This is a genomic window from Acidovorax sp. KNOB132 (genome assembly GCF_057541515.1).
The window spans coordinates 1-16,526 of the sequence record NZ_BAAJYT010000078.1 but is presented as its reverse complement, the minus strand read 5'-3'; the positions used below and the strand labels follow the sequence as shown (position 1 = coordinate 16,526).

13 protein-coding genes and 1 pseudogene are annotated in these 16,526 nt (G+C 67.7%); 7 read left to right on the top strand and 7 right to left on the bottom strand.

What is annotated here, in order from left to right; all coding sequences use genetic code 11:
* The 3 genes and pseudogenes from AC27IO_RS12490 to AC27IO_RS12480 form a co-directional block, all read left to right on the top strand.
* Nucleotides 1-631 (top strand): annotated as a pseudogene (locus AC27IO_RS12490) (MFS transporter); the annotation flags it as partial.
* Nucleotides 632-763: 132 nt separating this feature from the next.
* Nucleotides 764-2,146, top strand: coding sequence for a hypothetical protein (locus tag AC27IO_RS12485; protein ID WP_498739109.1), 1,383 nt, complete (start codon nt 764-766; stop codon nt 2,144-2,146).
* 248 nt (nt 2,147-2,394) lie between these two features.
* Nucleotides 2,395-3,558 (top strand): hypothetical protein, encoded by a 1,164-nt coding sequence (locus AC27IO_RS12480; RefSeq protein WP_498739108.1) that lies wholly within the window; start codon nt 2,395-2,397, stop codon nt 3,556-3,558.
* A 30-nt stretch (nt 3,559-3,588) separates the two neighbouring features.
* On the opposite strand, the gene AC27IO_RS12475 is transcribed toward AC27IO_RS12480, so the two are convergent.
* Nucleotides 3,589-4,530 (bottom strand): hypothetical protein, encoded by a 942-nt coding sequence (locus AC27IO_RS12475; protein WP_498739107.1) that lies wholly within the window; start codon nt 4,528-4,530, stop codon nt 3,589-3,591.
* Nucleotides 4,531-5,049: 519 nt separating this feature from the next.
* Here AC27IO_RS12475 and AC27IO_RS12470 point away from each other — a divergent pair.
* Nucleotides 5,050-6,411, top strand: coding sequence for a hypothetical protein (locus AC27IO_RS12470; protein ID WP_498739106.1), 1,362 nt, complete (start codon nt 5,050-5,052; stop codon nt 6,409-6,411).
* A gap of 16 nt (nt 6,412-6,427) precedes the next feature.
* Here AC27IO_RS12470 and AC27IO_RS12465 read toward each other — a convergent pair whose 3' ends face one another.
* Both AC27IO_RS12465 and mltA read right to left on the bottom strand, forming a co-directional pair.
* A complete protein-coding gene (locus AC27IO_RS12465) occupies nt 6,428-7,375 on the bottom strand; it encodes a hypothetical protein (RefSeq protein ID WP_498739105.1) in 948 nt (315 codons plus the stop codon).
* Between the two features lie 399 nt (nt 7,376-7,774).
* Nucleotides 7,775-8,938, bottom strand: coding sequence for a murein transglycosylase A (mltA, locus tag AC27IO_RS12460; RefSeq protein ID WP_498739104.1), 1,164 nt, complete (start codon nt 8,936-8,938; stop codon nt 7,775-7,777).
* Between mltA and AC27IO_RS12455 the strand changes: the two genes are divergently transcribed.
* From AC27IO_RS12455 to AC27IO_RS12445, 3 genes are all read left to right on the top strand, one after another.
* Entirely contained in the window at nt 8,937-10,163 is a 1,227-nt protein-coding gene (locus AC27IO_RS12455; RefSeq protein WP_498739111.1) for a glycoside hydrolase family 19 protein, read from the top strand. The two genes, mltA and AC27IO_RS12455, sit on opposite strands and share 2 nt — an antisense overlap.
* A 78-nt stretch (nt 10,164-10,241) precedes the next feature.
* Entirely contained in the window at nt 10,242-10,718 is a 477-nt protein-coding gene (locus AC27IO_RS12450; RefSeq protein WP_284430665.1) for a hypothetical protein, read from the top strand.
* Nucleotides 10,719-10,850: 132 nt separating this feature from the next.
* Nucleotides 10,851-11,498: a YiaD family glycine zipper/OmpA-like lipoprotein gene (locus AC27IO_RS12445; protein WP_284430664.1), complete on the top strand. Its 648-nt coding sequence runs from the start codon at nt 10,851-10,853 to the stop codon at nt 11,496-11,498.
* A gap of 87 nt (nt 11,499-11,585) precedes the next feature.
* Here AC27IO_RS12445 and AC27IO_RS12440 read toward each other — a convergent pair whose 3' ends face one another.
* From AC27IO_RS12440 to AC27IO_RS12425, 4 genes are all read right to left on the bottom strand, one after another.
* On the bottom strand, nt 11,586-12,215 hold the full coding sequence (locus AC27IO_RS12440) for a response regulator transcription factor (RefSeq protein ID WP_272566580.1): 630 nt from the start codon (nt 12,213-12,215) through the stop codon (nt 11,586-11,588).
* The gene (locus AC27IO_RS12435) at nt 12,215-14,257 is read right to left on the bottom strand and encodes a two-component system sensor histidine kinase NtrB (protein ID WP_284400727.1); all 2,043 of its coding nucleotides are present in this window, start codon (nt 14,255-14,257) and stop codon (nt 12,215-12,217) included. Before AC27IO_RS12435 ends, AC27IO_RS12440 begins: the two co-directional genes overlap by 1 nt.
* Nucleotides 14,254-15,069 (bottom strand): carbon-nitrogen hydrolase family protein, encoded by an 816-nt coding sequence (locus AC27IO_RS12430; protein WP_498739110.1) that lies wholly within the window; start codon nt 15,067-15,069, stop codon nt 14,254-14,256. The genes AC27IO_RS12435 and AC27IO_RS12430 overlap by 4 nt, the downstream gene beginning before the upstream one ends.
* On the bottom strand, nt 15,069-16,526 hold a 1,458-nt coding region (locus tag AC27IO_RS12425), incomplete at its 5' end, for a YhdP family phospholipid transporter (RefSeq protein ID WP_498739103.1). The genes AC27IO_RS12430 and AC27IO_RS12425, both read right to left, overlap by 1 nt.

Sequence of the window (16,526 nt, the reverse complement as noted above, 5' to 3'; positions counted from 1 at the left end):
CCGCCATGGTGCTGGGCGGCATGGCGTGGATCACCACGGCCAACTCGCTCAGCGTGTCGGCCCAGCTCGCGCTGCCCAACTGGGTGCGTGCGCGCGGCATGTCGATCTACCAGATGGCCATCATGGGCGCCACCGCGGCGGGCGCGGCGCTGTGGGGCCAGGTGGCCTCGCTCACCACCGTCCACATGAGCCTGGCGCTGGCCGCGCTCACCGGCACCGCCGCCATGGCCCTGGTGCAGCGCTGGGTGGTGGACCGCACCATGGAGGAAGACCTGAGCCCTTCGACCGCGTTCAAGCTGCCGGTGGCGCCCACCACGCCCGAACGCGGCCATGTGGTGGTCACCATCGAATACCACATCGACCCCGCGCGGGCGGCCGAATTCCGGGCGCTGATGCAGGAAAGCCGCCGCAGCCGCCTGCGCCAGGGCGCGCTCGACTGGCAGCTGCAGCACGACATCGCCGACCCCTCGCGCTATGTGGAGCGCATCGTGGACGAATCGTGGACCGAGCACCTGCGCCGCTTCGACCGCGTCACCGGCTCCGACGTGGCGCTGCGCGACCGCAAGCTGGCCTTCCACACGGGCGAGCGCCGCCGGTGGTGTCGCGCTACCTGGTCGAGCTCGAGCGCTGAAGCGGATCGGTTCGCACACCGTGAAAGGGCTTCGGCACGCAAGCCGTTGCCGACGCAAGCGCTCCCTATCCTCGGTCCACGCTGAAACGGTCGCCTCGGGCCTGCTCAGGTAGATCCATAAAGGAGTCGTTTATGAAGTCGAGCACACTGAGCCGTGCCGACCATCGCAGAACCACAGGCGGGCAGGAAAGCATGCGCGCACCCGGTGGCGCGCGGCGCGTTGTGCCTTCTGCCACGCATGCGCCTCAAGGCCTGGCAGGTGGGGGGCCACGCCTTTCAAACGCCGGGGCAGACATCCGCCCACGCAGCAGCAATCCATTGCCGATGCCGCCGGTTGCATCGCGATCCCCGGTGCTCGGCGCGATGAAAGCCCGTGCGTCCCGCAACCCGATCGCGATCGAGGCCGACCCAAAAGCCTGGCTGAACGCCAATGCCACCGAAGCGAGCGCCGCAAGAAGACGCCTGCTTGACGGCGCGATCCCATTGCTCAAGCTTTTCCACATCGCGTCACCCCTGGCTGCGCAGCCTTACCAGCTTGACACGTACCTGACCTCCGACGGCCAGGCACAAAACGCCATTCTGGCTCCCGCCAAGGCGTTGATCCCGGGGCTCTTGCGCTCCGACAAGATCATCGAACTTTCACCCGGGCAACTGGACCGAGCCAACGCCCTGTCCACCACGCATCCTGGCATCGCCACACAGATGCCGGACATGCAGCCGCGATTGCATGTGATCTCGCCGGCCGTAGCGGCCAGCCTGGCATCGGCACGGGAAGTGATCGATCTCGTCAAAGCCCTGGTTCCCAGCGGAGCCGGCAATCAGGTCAAGGATTTGCTGGCAACGGCAGGGGAAAGCCATCTTCGCTCCCGCCTGTCGTTTAAATACCATCGTGGCGTCGCAGATCTTGCGCACTCCATCATCCAATTCCAGGGGGGCGACTGCGACGGCCATGCGAGCCTGGCCTTCCACCTGCTTGCACAGAATCCTGCGCTCAAGGACTACCAGATCGATATCGTCGAGGTCAGTCAAAACGTCGCGCACGTGTTCGCCGTGATTCGAGGAGATAGGCCCGAGGAGGACATCGTCGTGGACGCCTGGGCCCCCTTTGCATCGCCAACGTTCGTTCAAGACGCGCTTCCCATGCACCGGACCCTGCTGGACGCTGAGCGCGGAAAGATCAGGGTCTCCAAACCCGCTGGCACCGTTGCACCCGCAATGGACATCGAACAGGCGCTGAAACGGCACAGCCAATGGCAAAGTGCGATCGAAAAACACTCGTCGCTTTCCGAGGAGTTTCGGCTTCATGCCCACCATGAACCTGACGCTGCGATCACACAAGTTCTGATCGAAAAAGAGAATCTCTGGGATGTGCCTTTCAGCGGCAATCCCAACGTCCGGTATGAAGTCAGAGATCCCTCCGGGCGTGCGCTCACTGATTTTCCGATCCGGTTCGATATGCAGCGGGCACCGGCGGAACGGGAGTCCGGCAGTGAGACGCCAGCGCGAACGCGATGACCGCCGTTGCAAAGCTCCATTCAGTGGCTTTGATCCGCCAGACGAACTGCCAAGCAGAGATATCCATGAAGCCAAGCCCTCTCACCGGCGCCGATGGCCGAAGAACCCCGACGGCGCAAAAAGAGCCCCCAGCCGCTGCAACACGGCGCAGTGCACCGTCCGCCGGGCATGCACCCCAGGGCCTGGCAGCCCGGGTCTCACGCCTTTCAAATCCCGGCGCCGGCATCCGCCCGCGCAGCGACAGCGGGATGCCCATTCCCCCCACCCAATCGCCGTCGCGCGGGCCCGGCCCGATGAAAACGGGCTCATCCGGCATCGCGCCACCGCCCGAGCCCGGTGCATGGCTCGACAGCAGTGCCTCCGAGGCAAAGGCCGCCAGAAGCCGCCTGCTCGACAGCGCAACCGGGCTGCAGCAGGTCCACGGCACGCTCCGATGTCCAGAAACGCCTTGCCCGCTCGATACCTACATCACCGGGGAGGGCCCGGCCCAGCACACCGTTGTGGTTCCCGCGAAGGAACTGCACCCCGGACTCTTGCGCGCCGATCGATTCATCGAGCTTTCATCGCAACGGCTGACACAAGCCAATGTGCTTTCCACAACGCACCCTGGCGTCACCCCCCTGATGCCCGACATGGAGCCCCGATTGCGCGTGATATCGCCCGCAGCGGCCACCCACCTGGCCTTGGCTCGGGAGGCGATCGATCTGGTCAAGGCGCTTCTTCCCGCAGGCGCGGGCAATCAGATCAAGGACATCGCTGCCACTGGGGCAGAAAGCTGCTTTCGCTCAACGATGGCATATCGGGGGAAGGGCGATCCCGCGACCTGCGCGAGCGCCGCCATCAAGTACCAGGCCGGCAACTGCAATGCCCAGGCAAGCCTGGCTTTTCAGCTTCTTTCACAGAACCCGGATCTCCAGAACTCAAGGATCGACATGGTTCACGATGGTGCCGGTGGGGGACACGATCACGTATTCGCCGTGATCCGCGGTCAGACGCCCGAGCAGGACATCGTGGTCGACCCCTGGGCCCCCTTCGCCACGCCGACATTCGTCGTCGACGCACTTCCCATGCACCGGGACCTGCTCAACGCAGGGCAGGAGGGCATTAGGCATACGAAGCCCGCCGGCACCGTTTCACCACCAACGCTGGATATCGATGAAGCACTGAGGGAACAAGGAACGGTCGAAGAAAATCCGCCGCTCTCCGAGCAGTACCTTCATGCGATGGGCTTTGATCGCGAATTGGGGCTCGCCATTTACCTGGGCCATGGCAAAAGCCTCTGGGATGTGCCGTTCAGCGGCAACCCCAACGTCCGTTACGAGGTCCAGGATGAATCCGGCCAACAGCTGACTGATTTTCCGCTGCGATTCGACATGCAGCGCACCGGACTGCGCCAACCGCTGGAGCGCTGAGGACGCAACGCTCGCGGGCCCTCCAGGCGCTCACCGCCGCGAGGGCCGCAGGCCGAACCATCCGCCCTCGGCGTCGTAGAGCAGGTCGAACTGCTTCAACAGGTAGCGCCCGGTGTTCATGAAGGCGGGGCGTCCCACGAAGTTGAAGCGGCCCGGCGCGTTCACGAACACGGACTGGGGCGCGTCCGCATCCCCCACTCGGAAATCGTACTGCGCCACGGGCGCCTGCGCGTCGGGGAACATCACCTGCACACGCGTGCCGTTTTTCAAGCCCGTCACCGGCCGGCCCCGGCGGGTGGGGTCGGCGATCTGCGCAGTCGGCAGCGCCGACGGGTCGGCGGCCGTGAGGTACATCTGCGCGATGCCGGTGTCCACCAGCACGGGACCGGTTTCGGGCGCGCCGCCGTCCACCGACACGGCCACGGTGGCCTGCTGCCAGTCACGGGGATCGCTGGAGGCCGGCTGGCCATCCGCAAGCAGGCTGCCAGGCTGCAGCTTCATGAACCGAAACCCCTTGGCCTGGTCGGGCGTGAGGCCCACGTATATCGCGTGCTTGGTCACGACGTAGCCCCCGTGCACCGCGCCCCGGGCGACGGGGCTGCCGTCGATCTCGGCGATGTTGATCAGCGGATTCTTGTCGGGCGTGCCCTGCGGCTGGCCATCGTGCTCGCGCCCGAAGCCCACGCCCATGTAGGCGATGCCGCCCGGGCTTTCCGTGGTGTCCGTGGGATTTTCGCAGTCGGGCCGGTTGGCCTTCTCGTCCCAGCGCGGGCAGATGATTTCCTTTTCGACCGCGAGCACGGGCACCCGGGCAATCACTTCGTTCCAGCCGCTGTTGAGCACGACGTCGCGCACCACCCAGTGGCCGATCAACAGCTGCCGGCTGCTAGAGCGGTATTCCCAGCCTTCGTTGGCCTGGCGCGCTTCCTCGTTGCGCGAATAACCGGGCAGATCGACCGCGGAAATCACCACGCCGGTGGAGCCCGTGTCCAGGGTGACGATGAAGGGCCGGGGGGGGCGCGAGCACGCCGGTGTCCGTCGGCATGCGGACTTCGAACCGCAGCCGCGGCGCATCCGTCATGGGGGAAGACCAGCCCTCTCCCGGCGGGGAATGCAGGCGGATGAAGCGCGAGTCGGTGCCCGGGCGCAGCGAGGGGCCGACGGTGGCCGCTGCGGTGGCGGGCAACGGCGTCGTCTGCGCGGGCACGGCACCGCAGGCGAGCAGCGCGGCGGCGCAGGCGATCGCTGCGCGAAGCGGAATGGGCATGGGATCTCCTTGCCTGGCGAGAGTTTTGATGGGAAGCGCAGGCTACACGATCCTCCGGGCCGTGCCGCACCCCGCAGGCCACTGCAAGCCCGGGCGAATCGGTTCGCACGCCCTTGCAATGCTTCGGTGGGCACGGTTTCGCTTGCTGGTGCCCGCTTTATCCTGGCCTCACTTGCAAACTGCCGCCTGACGGTGGGTGGCAGGATCGCCAAAGCAAGAGATCCATGAAGCTCAACCAGCTGTCCCACACAAAAAGCCCCCGAGGCGCCACGGCGGAGGAAGAGGCCCCACCCAACACGTCGCAGCGCGGCGCGTCGTCCAGCGGGAATGCACCCCACACCCTGGCAGGCGGGAGCCCGCGCCATCCCAGTTCCGGTGGCGGCATCCGGCCCCGCAGCGACCACCTGCAGGCCCCGGTCCATCCGGAATCGCGTTCCTCGGTGTTCAGCACCGTGCGGGGATTCATGTCATGGGGATCGTCGCGCAGCGCCTCAGTGGCAGCACCAGAGCCCGACCCCCAAGCCTGGCTCGACAGCAACGTCTCCGAGGCGAAAGCCGCAAGGCAACGCCTGCTGGACAATGCGGCCCCCTTGCTCAAGCATGTCAACAGCGCATCTCCTCTCGCTGGAGAGCCTTACCAGCTCGACACTTACGTCACCTTCGATGGCCCAGAGCAAAACATCGTCCTGGTTCCAGCCAAGGAGCTGCTGCCGGGATTCTTGCGCTCCGATCAATTCATCGAGCTGTCTTCTGACCAGTTGAAGCAGGTCAACGCCCTTTCCACCACGCATCCTGGCGTCAAAACACAAATGCCGGAACTGCAGCCGCAATTGCATGTGATCTCGCCCGCAGTGGCGGCGAACCTGGCATTGGCGCGGGAAACGATTGATCTGGTCAAGGCCCTTCTTCCCGCAGGGGCCGGCAACCAAATCAAGGACATGGCGGCAACCGGGGGAGAAAGCTACCTGCGTTCCTCGCTGTCGCATGCCCACGATGGAAGCGCAGCAACCCGTGCGTTCGGCGCGGTCCTGTACCAGGGCGGCTACTGCGATGCACAAGCGAGCCTCGCCTATGAACTGCTTTCACAGAATCCGGCGCTCAAGGACTCCAAGATCGACATCGTCCACGGTCGAAACCACGTCTTCGTCGTGATCCGGGGCGATCTGCCCGGGCAGGACATCGTGGTGGATCCGTGGCCTCCCTTCGCCTCACCCACCTTCGTCACAGACGCAGTTCCCCTGCACCGGCAGATATTGGAAGACGCAGGTATCCGGCAAACCAAGCCCGCTGGCACGGTCTCGCCCTCGCCCTCGCCCTCGCTGCACATCAAGGAAGCACTGAGACGCCAAGGTTTCAAGAACCAGTCGTCCATCTCGGAGCTGTTCCAGTTTGAAAAGTACCGTGAGCCCGGCAAGGCAATCACCGGCGCACTGAAAAGCAAAAACGACCGCTGGGATGTGCCATTCAGCGGCAATCCCGACGTCCGTTACGAGGTCCGGGATGCATCGGGCCACCAACTGACCGACTTTCCGCTGCGATTCGACATGCAGCGTGCCGCCACTGGCACCGGTCCGCGCCAGGCTTGAACCCGGCATCGCCACGTTACTGGCTGCGGCGCAGCCCGAACCAGCCGCCGTCGGCATCGAACAGCACGTCATGCTGGCGCAGCAGGTGCCGGCCGGTGTTGACGAACGCCTGCGCCGAGGGCCGGGTGACGATCACCGCCGTGGGGGCCTGGGGCGTTCCCACCTGGAAGGTGTACTGCGCCACGGGCGCGGCATCGTCGGGGAAGGACACCTGCACCGACGTGCCGGCCACCAGCCCCGTGGCCATGGCGCCCTTGCGGCTCGGGTTGGGAATGGCCGTGGTCGGCAATGCCGACGGGTTGGACACCGTGAGGTACATCTGGGCAATGCCGGTATCGACCAGCACCGCGCCTGTCTGCGAGGCCGCGCCGTTGACCGACACGGCCATGCTCGCCTGGGGCCAGTCGCGCGGGTCGCTGGAGGCCGGCTGGCCCGCGGCGTTCAGGCTCCGGCCCTGGAGCTTCACGTACGAAAAGCCCGCGGTGTTGGCGCGCGTGAGGCCCACGTGCACGCCCTTGGCCGTCACGATGAAACCGCTGCGCATGCTGCCGGGCGCCACGGGCTGGCCGTCGATGGAGACGATGTTCAGCAGCGGGTTCTTGTCCGGCGTGCCTTGCGGCTGGCCGTCGTGCTCGCGCCCGAAGCCCACGCCCATGTAGGCGATGCCGCGCGGCTGGGCGGTGGTCTTCTCGGGCTTTTCGCAGGTGGGCACGTTGGCCTTTTCGCTCCAGCCGGGGCAGATGATCTCCTCCTGCACCGCCAGCACGGGCACGCGCGCCACCACCTCGCCCCCGGCGGGATCGCGAAAGACCAGTTCCCGCGGCACCCAGCGGCCGATCCACAGCCGCTTGCTGCTGGACAGGAACTCCCACCCCTTCACGCCCGACTCGGCCTCCTGCGCGGAAAAACCGGGCAGGTCGGTGGCCGAGACGACGACGCCGGTCGAGCCGGTGTCCATCGTCATGGTGAACGGCGCCGCGGCGGACGTGCCGGGCACCCGCACGCCGAAGGCCAGCGCGGGGGGCGTCGGTCATCGCGGGTTCCGGGTTCCTGGCCGGGGCGAAGGCCAGGAAGCGGGCCGCGGTGTCGGCGCGCAGGTCCGGCCCCGCGGGGGCCTGCGCGTGCGTCGTGCCCAGGGGCGCACAGGCGCCCAGCAGGGCGGCCAGCAAAGGAAGGGTGCCATGCGCGGCAGTGCGCAGCCATCGGTCAGCGGTCATGCGGTTCTCCTTGGGAGTTGGGTGAGGTGAGGCCACCATCCTGGCCAGGCCACGAAGGGACTGTCACGTCCCATTGTGGAGGGCCTTCCCGGCCGGCCGCGGGGAAGCCGGCTGAAACGTGCTGAAACGTCGTGAACGCGCGGGTGTCAGCGCGGCCACAGCGCCCAGAGCCGCAGGCCCTGCTTGAGCCGCCCCGCCAGTTCGCCCGCCTCCGGGCCCCAGCCCGCGAAGTAATCGGCCCGCACCGCGCCCACGATGGCCGAGCCCGTGTCCTGCGCCATCACCAGGCGCTGCAACTGCACCTGCGGGCCCGTGGAGGCCAGCCACACCGGCGTGCCGTAGGGAATGCTCTGGCGGTCCACCGCGATCGAGCGGCCGGGCGTGAGGGCCACGCCCTGCGCGCCCTTCGGCCCGAAGCCGGCATCCATGGCGTTGAGCGGCTCCTCGCGGAAGAACACGTAGCGCGGATTGGCCCACAGCATCTCCTGCACGCGCTGCGGGTTCTGCAGCGTCCAGGCGCGGATCCCGGGCCAGGTCGCATCGCGCACCAGGCCCTGGTCGAGCAGCCACCGGCCCACGCTCTGGTAGGGCTGGTCGTTGGTGCCGGCGAACGCCACGCGCAGCAGCGTCACCGAGCCATCGGCCTCCTGCACCCGCAGCCGGCCCGAGCCCTGGATGTGCACCACCAGCGCCTCGACCGGATCGCGCACCCACGCGATGACCCGACCGGCCAGCGCCGCCTGCGCTTCGGGCAGCGTGTCGATCTGCTGGCGTGTGTACCAGGGCTTGCGCGCGCCGTACCCCGCGGGCAGCCGGTACAGCGGCACATTGAAGCCGTTGCCGGGCTGGCGCGCCGCGTCCAGATAGGGCTCGTAGTAGCCGGTGAGCATGCCGTCCACCGCGCCGTCGGCGGCCTCGATGCGGTAGGGCTGCAGCCGCGCCACCATCCAGGCGCGCTGCTCGTCGGCGCTGGCGATGGACAGGCGGCGCACCTCGCCGCACAGCGGCGCGAAGGCCGGCGCGGGACGCTCGCAGTTCTTGATCCAGGCGTTCCAGGCTTCGTGCAGGGAATCTTCGGCAAAACCGGGCAATTCTGTCCAATGCACCGGTATCCAGCGGCTTTTCGGCTGCGCCATCGGGGGGGGCAACGGCCCGGGCGGTTCGGGCGGCAGGGGGGCACCCGGCACGCCCGGTGGCAGCGAGGCACCGGGAGGCAAAGGCGTGGAAGGCGGCAGGGGCGTGGTGGAGCAGGCCACCAGGGTTCCTACAATCAGCGCCGTTGTCACAAGGCGCAGGAGACGGAATTTCATGGGGCTGATTTTGCTTGAAGCATTGCTGGCGCTGGTCGTTCTCATCGCCATTGTGTGGTGGACGATGTTCTCGGGGCGCAAGGGGGGGGGAGCCGCCGCCCGCGCCGCAACCGCCGGCTTCGGAACCAGAAGACACGGACACCAAAAAATAGCATCCACCCGCCTCAGCGCGCGGCAGGAACGCAAAACAAGAATATTCAAAAAGGGGAGTCAGAAAATGAGTGAACCAGCGGTTCTCCGATCCACCGTGGGACCTGGCCAGAAAAACCATCCGCAAGACATGCGGCTGCTGCGCCGGCATCTGAATGCGTTCATCCGGAAGGGGTATCTGCCCCAGAAGGCCGAATTGCCCGAAGAAGGCGGATGGGATCAGCCCTTCGCCACCGCCTTGCAGAGCATCGAAAACACCTTCTTCTACGGCGAAGCGGACCCGGACAACCAACTGAACACTGCAGATACCCTGTTCCAGTTCCTGGTCCAGACCCAGTTGGAAGAAAAGAAACTGGTCGCGTCGCTGTCGAACGAGGTGTACGTGCTGGCGTCCACCATGGTGCCGGGAGGGATCGACCGGATCAAGCGCACCACCCTCAAGACCCGGGAAATGGTCAATGGCAAGCCCGTCGTCAAAAAGACCATCCAGGAAACAAAAATCACCGGAAACATCCGGAACTACCTGCCCGAGATTCTCGGCGCGATGACGAAGCGTTCGCTGAACGACACGGAAATGCTGATGATGGCACTGGCGACCATCCGCGCCGAGAGCGCGAGCTTTCAGCCGGTCGACGAGGGGATATCCCGATACAACACCAGCCCCGTGGGCACCAAGGGCCGGCACCCTTTCGATCGATACGATTTCCGGCCGGACAGCCTGGGAAACCACCAGCTGGGCGATGGCGCGCTGTACAAGGGCCGTGGATTTGTCCAGCTGACCGGCCGAGCCAACTACGAGCAGATGGGCAAGCAATTGGGATTGAACTTGCTGGACAACCCGGACCAGGCCAACGAAGGCCCCGCCGCAGCAGCCATCCTGGCCCAATTCATCAAGAACAAGGAAGGCGGCATTCGGGCCGCGCTGAAGACCAACAACCTGGTCCATGCCCGCAAACTGGTGAACGGCGGCACGCACGGCCTCAAGGAATTCACGGACGCGTTCGCCGCGGGCCGTAAATACCTGGGGATGGCCATTCCGAAGAAGGCCAAAACGGCCGCCAAAGCAAAGCCATAAGGAGTCGCCATGCAATCGCTTCCTCCTGGAGCTTCAAGGTGGCTGCCCCTGCTGGGCCTGCTGCTGTGCACCGGTTCGATGTCCCAGGTGCCCGCACCGGCACCGCCCAACGACCGGGGCCTGTGCCTGCCGGAAGAAGACGTCATCTTCGCCTGCAGACTTCAATCCAGGCGCGTGGTTTCCGCCTGCGCTTCCCCATCGCTGGATACCAGCCAGGGCCATCTGCAATACCGCTTCGGGAAGCCAGGAAAAGTGGAAATGGCGCTCCCACGCGCCAAGGACGATCCCGCATGGCGGCAGACCGTCGTGGCCAAAAGGCTTTGGTACTCCGCAGGCGGGGGCAATTACCTGCGGTTCAATCAACCGCCTTTTTCCTATGTGGTGTACCGCGCCTTCGGTGCACGCTGGGGGGAAAAAGCCGGGGTCATGGTGTGGAAGAACGGCGAGATGGTCGGCCAGCACTCCTGTATCGGAGCGCCTTTCTCCCAGATGGGGCCTGCGTTTCAAAGCCGAACAGGCCTGGGCGAAGATCCTGACGAATTGGTCCTACCCTGATCCTGCGCCATCCGTGCCAAGAATCAGGGCCTCTCAATTTCGTTCGGAGCCGCCGGCCGGGCCTGAGCCCAAAGGGGCCTCCCCTTCAAGCACGACTGGCTGGCAGCCCATCACCTGGAAAAGGAAGATCCCATGCGCAACAAGATTCTCATCGGCGCCACCGCCGCCGTTCTGCTCGTGAGCGGCTGTGCCAACATGGACGATACCCAGCGGCGCACCGCGACGGGCGCCGGCGTCGGCGCGGTGGCCGGGGCGGTCATCGGCTCCGCCACCGGTGGCCGGGCGGGCACCGGGGCCGTCGTGGGCGCGGGTGTGGGGGCCTTGGGCACCTATATCTGGTCGCAGCACATGGAGCGGCAAAAGCGCGAGATGCAGCAGGTCACCCAGGGCACGGGCGTGGTGGTGACGCAGACCGCCGACAACCAGCTCAAGCTCGACATTCCGAGCGACATCTCGTTCGCCACGAACCGCTCGGACATCCAGTCCAACTTCGCCCCCGTGCTGGAGCGCTTCGCCGAGGGGCTTCGCAACAACCCCAACACCGAAGTGCGCATCGTGGGCCACACGGACTCCACCGGCAGCGATGCCATCAACAACCCCCTGTCGATGGACCGCGCGGCCAGCACCCGCAACTTCCTGACGACGCGGGGCGTGAACGGCGGACGCATCCAGGTCGAGGGCCGCGGCTCGCACCAGCCGATCGCCACCAACGACACGAACGACGGCCGCGCGCGCAATCGCCGGGTGGAAATCTTCGTGGGCGAACGCCAGCCGGGCTGATCGGCCGGCCGGCCCCGCCGCCGCCCCGCCCGTGCACCGCGGCGGGAGTGGCTTTCACAGGGCGCTTCGGCGCCCTGTGGCGTTCATTCAGTGCGCGGCGCGCAGCAGGTTGGCCAGTTCCACCGCCGACTTGACCTGCATCTTGTCGAACACGCGCGCGCGGTGCACTTCCACCGTGCGCACGCTGATGTCCAGCTGGTCGGCGATGAGCTTGTTGGGCAGCCCCTCGACCACCAGGCGCATCACGTCGCGCTCGCGCTCCGTCAACTCCGACAGCCGCACCTGCAGGTCGCTGTGCTGGCGCACCTGCTCCATGTGCTGCGCGGACTGGGCCAGGGCCTGCTCGATGCGGTCCACCAGCAGGTTGTCGGAAAACGGCTTCTCGCAGAAGTCGAAGGCCCCGCGCTTGACGGTGGCCACGGCAGTGGGCACGTCCGCGTGGCCGGTGAGGAAGATCACCGGCATCGCATCGATCAGGCGGCGCTCGGCCAGCCGGTCGAACAGCGCCAGGCCACTCATGCCCGGCATGCGCACGTCCAGCAGCAGGCAGCAGGGCTGGCGCGCGGGCGGACGCTCGTCGAGCATGGCTTCGAAGGCTTCGGCGCTGTCGAAGGACTCGCTGGGCAGGCGGCGCGATCGCAGCAGCCAGGCGAGCGCTTCGCGCACGCCCGAGTCGTCGTCGACGATGTAAACGGTGGCGTTGGAGACGGGTTCCATCAGGGGTGGCTGCTGTCCGCGCTGGCAGCAGGCAGGGTGAAAGTGAATACCGTACCACGGGGCTCGTTGGGCGCGTGGCCCAGGAAGCCGCCGTGCTGCTCGACCACGGTGCGGCACAGGCTCAGGCCGAGGCCCATCCCCTCGGGCCGCGTGGTGAAGAAGGGGGTGAAGAGTTTCTCGCCCACGTCCTGCGCGATGCCGCAGCCCCGGTCGATGACCATGAACTCCAGCCAGGCATTGTGCGCATTCGATGCGGCGCGGCGCACGCGCAGCTCCAGGATGCGCTGGGGCGTGGCGGGGTCGTCCATGGCCTGCATGGAATTGCGCGCCAGGTTCAGCAGCACCTGCTCGACCATGGTGCGGTCGCACAGCACCGGGGGCAGGTCGGCGTCCACTGAGATCTTCACGAAGACTTCGAGCTTGCGTGCCTGCAGGCGGATCAGCGGCATCACGGCCTCCAGCAGGTCGTGCACCGAGACCACCTCGCGCGACTGGTCGCGCCGCCGCACGAAGTCGTGCACGCTGCGGATCACGCGGCCCGCGCGCTCGGCCTGCTGCGCGATGCGCTGCAGCGCCACGTGCACGTCGTGCAGCGGCTCCTGCGGCGGCCCGCCGCCCGGCGGCAGCAGGTTGAGCGAGCCCGAGGCGTAGCTGGAGATGGCGGCCAGCGGCTGGTTCAGCTCATGGCTCAGCAGCGATGCCATCTCGCCCACGGTGGCCAGCCGCGCGGTGGCCTGCAGGCGCTCCTGCGAGGCGCGGGACATTTCCTCGACGCGGCGCTGCTCGCTCACGTCCAGGAACGCGCTCATCCAGCCCGTGTGCAGGCCCTGCGCGTTGATGAGCGGCGCCTCGAAGATGAGCACCGGAAACCGCACGCCGTCCTTGCGCATGAAGGTGGATTCGTAGCCCTCGCGCGGCGGCGGGTGCAGGCTGGACAGGCGGATCGCCTGGCGCTGGCGGTACTCGTCGGCGAACTCGGGCGGCCAGTAGGGCACCGGGGCGCTCTGGCCGAGCAACTCCTGCGCGGTGAAGCCCACCATCTCGCAGAAGGCCGGGTTCACATAGGTGATGCGCCCCTGCAGGTCCCGCGCGCGCAGCCCGGTCACCAGGGAGTCCTCCATGGCCTTGCGGAACGCCAGCGCGTCGCCCAGGTCGCGCTCGGCGCGCAGCCGGCGCCGGTTGTCGCGCACCAGCACCACCAGCACGGTGACGAGCGCGATCGACATGGCGGTCACCAGCGCGGTGAGCACATTGGGGAACACGCTGGGCGCGCTGTGCCAGCTGTCCATGCGCAGGACCAGCGTGGCGCCCGGCAGGTCGAACAGCTGCTGCGCGCTGAACAGGCGCGTGCCGCGCCGGCTGGCCCCCACCATGGCCAGGCGGGTGCCATCGGCTTCGGTGAACGACACCTCCTGCCCGCGCTTGAGGCTGGGCACCACCAGGTCGATCAGCACGTTGTGCAGCGAGTAGGTGGCCACCACGAAGCCTTCATTGCGGCCATCCTGCATGAGGGGCAGGCACAGTTCCATCATTTCGGAGCCGCGGCCGTCGCCCTGGGGCTGGAAGTAGCTGCCGGAGTACGACGGCCCCGACACGCGGCGCGCGTTGGCGCACGCCAGCGCGATGTTGGAATGCATGCCGCTGCGCATCTCGGCGTCCCACTGCACCGGGCGGTAGGGGGTCTCGACATGGGCCCGCACTTCCAGCGTGGGGCTGCGCCATTCCAGCCGCACGAGTTCGCGGCGCACGCTCAGCAAGGCGGCCGCGCGCGACTCCCAGCTCGCCAGGTCCGGCGTGCCCACGTGCAGCGCCTGCAGGTTCTGCAGGTTGTGGGCGAAACCCTGGCGGATGTCGGCCACGGCATCGGCGGCGTCGCGGTCCAGGCGGTTCTGCACCTCGCTCGCCTCGTAGCGGCCGGCCAGCCACACCTGGGTGACCAGCATGCCGGCCACCAGCAGCACGAGCAGGGCCCACAGCGACCAGCGCTTCCATGCGCTGCGCCAGCGGTGCCAGGGCCACAGGAACGGCTCGCCCTCGGTCACAGGATGCAGTGGTCCAGCGCCGGCAGCTGCTGGCGCACCTGCTGCAGCCGCGCCGCATCGAGCACGCCCAGGGCCACGCCCGGGCCTTCGGCCACCTGCGCCTGCACGGCGCCCCACGGATCGACCACCATGCTGTGGCCCCAGGTGCGGCGGCCGTTCTCGTGCAGGCCGCCCTGCGCCGGCGCCAGCACATAGGCGAGGTTCTCCACCGCGCGGGCGCGCAGCAGCAACTCCCAATGGGCCTCGCCCGTGGTGTGGGTGAAGGCGCTGGGCACCAGCAGCAGGTCGGCCCCGGCCCGCGCATGCTGGCGGTACAGCTCGGGAAAGCGCAGGTCGTAGCAGACGGACAGGCCCACGCGCCAAAGGGTGCCGTCGCGCGCGGTCAGCTCGAAGCGCACGGGCGTGTTGCCCGCCTCGATCACCGCGGCCTCGTCGAAACGCTCGCGCCCGTTGTCGAAGCGAAACAGGTGGATCTTGTCGTAGCGGGCCACGCACTCGCCCTGCGGCGAAAACACCAGCGAGGTGTTGCGCACGTGGTGCGCGCTCTCGCACTGCAGCGGCAGCGTGCCGCCCACCACCCACAGGCCCAGCTCCCGGGCCGCCTGGGCCAGAAAGCGCTGGATGGGGCCTTCGCCGTAGGGCTCGCGCAGCGCGAGCTTGTCGGTGTCGCGCGCGCCCATGGCGCAAAAATACTCGGGCAGCACGGCCAGCTCGGCACCTTCGGCGGCGGCCTGCTCCAGCAGGTGGCGTGCCTGTTCGAGATTGCCGGGCACGTGCAGGCCCGACACCATTTGCAATGCGGCGGCTTTCATCATGATTTGTCTCCGGTGGGGGACTCGGCCGTGGGCGGCCGGGCGGCGGGGTCGGCGCTGCCCAGCTTGCGCCGGGGCACGCGCTCGATGCGCGGATCGGTCCAGGTGCCGTCGATGCGGAACTCCTGCGTGGCCGCCTGGATGAGCGGCCCGCGCAGAAAGACCTGCGCGAGGAAGCTGCCCAGGCCAACCACCGGGTTGATGGCCGTGGCCACCAGGGAGGCCGTCATGGCGTTGATCTCGGGCACCACGACCACGTGCAGGTCCTGCGTCTCGCGGTCCAGGTCGGCGCTGCCTTCCATCAGCACGGCGGCGTTCACACCCTTCATCTGCAGGTTGTTGGTGGTGGCCACGCCCTGCTCCATGCGCACGTCGCCGCGCACGAAGTCGAACGCGAAGCCTTCGCTGAACACGTCGCGGAAGTCGAGCGTGAGCCGGCGCGGCAGCGACTGCAGGCTGAGCACGCCCAGCAGCTTGGCCAGGCCCGGATCGGCCTTGAGGAACTGGCCCGATTCGACGTTGACATTCATCTGGCCCGACATGGTGCGGTAGTCCGGCGTGAGCGGCGCGCCCATCCAGGCGACCTGCCCCTCCATGCGGCCCTTGCCGCGGCGCACCACGTCGGCCATGCCGAAACGCGTGAGCAGATCGCCCGAGTCGCGGATGTCGAGCTTGAAGTTCATCACCGTGCGGCGGCGCGCATCGGCGGCGCCGTCGCTGCCCAGCAACGCCCAGTTGCCGTTGGCCGTGAGCGTGGCCTCGGGCGTGACGATGTTGAACTTGGACAGCCGCCACTCGCGCGGAGCGCCGTCGCCGCCGCGGTTCTGCGCCTCGATCTCGATGCGGCCCAGGCGCCGCCCGCGCAGCACGAAATCGTCCACCACGATGTCCAGCGACGGCAGCGTGCCGGCACCGGCGGCCGGTTCTTCGGCCAGCAGTTCATCCACCTCCTTGGCATCGCTCTGCGGGACCGCCAGGCGCGACAGGCGGGCGAACACCCGGCCGGAGCCCGCATCGGGCCCGCTGCCGGCGCCCTGGCGAAACTCCACGTAGCCGTTCAGCTCCTGGGCGTCCACGTTGGTGCGCCAGGTACTGCCCTCGCGCGAGCCGCCCATGACCACGCCGTGCAGCGTGCGGCCCTGAAAGTCCACCTGACGGGCCCGCACGGCCAGCTGCGTGGGCAGGTAGTCCTGCATGGGCGAGACGGAAGGCACGGGAGCGGCGCCCGTCCCGCTGCCCGCCACCGCAGCGGGCGCGGCACTCGCCGGTGTGCTGGCCGCCGATGCGGACTCGGCAGCCGGTGGCGCCACCAGCAGGGGCGAGCGCGCGGGGCCATTGCCCATCAGCGCCGCCTGCCAGGCATCCACATCCAGCTCGCCGATCTGCACATTGGCCACCACGCCGCGTTCGGGCAGGGGCGCCGCCTCGCCGGGCGCCAGGCCCAGCGCGATGGCGCC

Bases quoted from the DNA above. Each gene is read 5' to 3' on its own strand.
- AC27IO_RS12465 (WP_498739105.1), bottom strand. From the start codon at position 7,375: ATGACGATGGACACCGGCTCGACCGGCGTCGTCGTCTCGGCCACCGAC.
- AC27IO_RS12485 (WP_498739109.1), top strand. From the start codon at position 764: ATGAAGTCGAGCACACTGAGCCGTGCCGACCATCGCAGAACCACAGGC.
- AC27IO_RS12455 (WP_498739111.1), top strand. From the start codon at position 8,937: ATGGGGCTGATTTTGCTTGAAGCATTGCTGGCGCTGGTCGTTCTCATC.
- AC27IO_RS12480 (WP_498739108.1), top strand. From the start codon at position 2,395: ATGCCCATTCCCCCCACCCAATCGCCGTCGCGCGGGCCCGGCCCGATG.
- AC27IO_RS12440 (WP_272566580.1), bottom strand. From the start codon at position 12,215: ATGGAACCCGTCTCCAACGCCACCGTTTACATCGTCGACGACGACTCG.
- AC27IO_RS12470 (WP_498739106.1), top strand. From the start codon at position 5,050: ATGAAGCTCAACCAGCTGTCCCACACAAAAAGCCCCCGAGGCGCCACG.
- AC27IO_RS12430 (WP_498739110.1), bottom strand. From the start codon at position 15,069: ATGAAAGCCGCCGCATTGCAAATGGTGTCGGGCCTGCACGTGCCCGGC.
- AC27IO_RS12445 (WP_284430664.1), top strand. From the start codon at position 10,851: ATGCGCAACAAGATTCTCATCGGCGCCACCGCCGCCGTTCTGCTCGTG.
- mltA (WP_498739104.1), bottom strand. From the start codon at position 8,938: ATGAAATTCCGTCTCCTGCGCCTTGTGACAACGGCGCTGATTGTAGGA.
- AC27IO_RS12450 (WP_284430665.1), top strand. From the start codon at position 10,242: ATGTCCCAGGTGCCCGCACCGGCACCGCCCAACGACCGGGGCCTGTGC.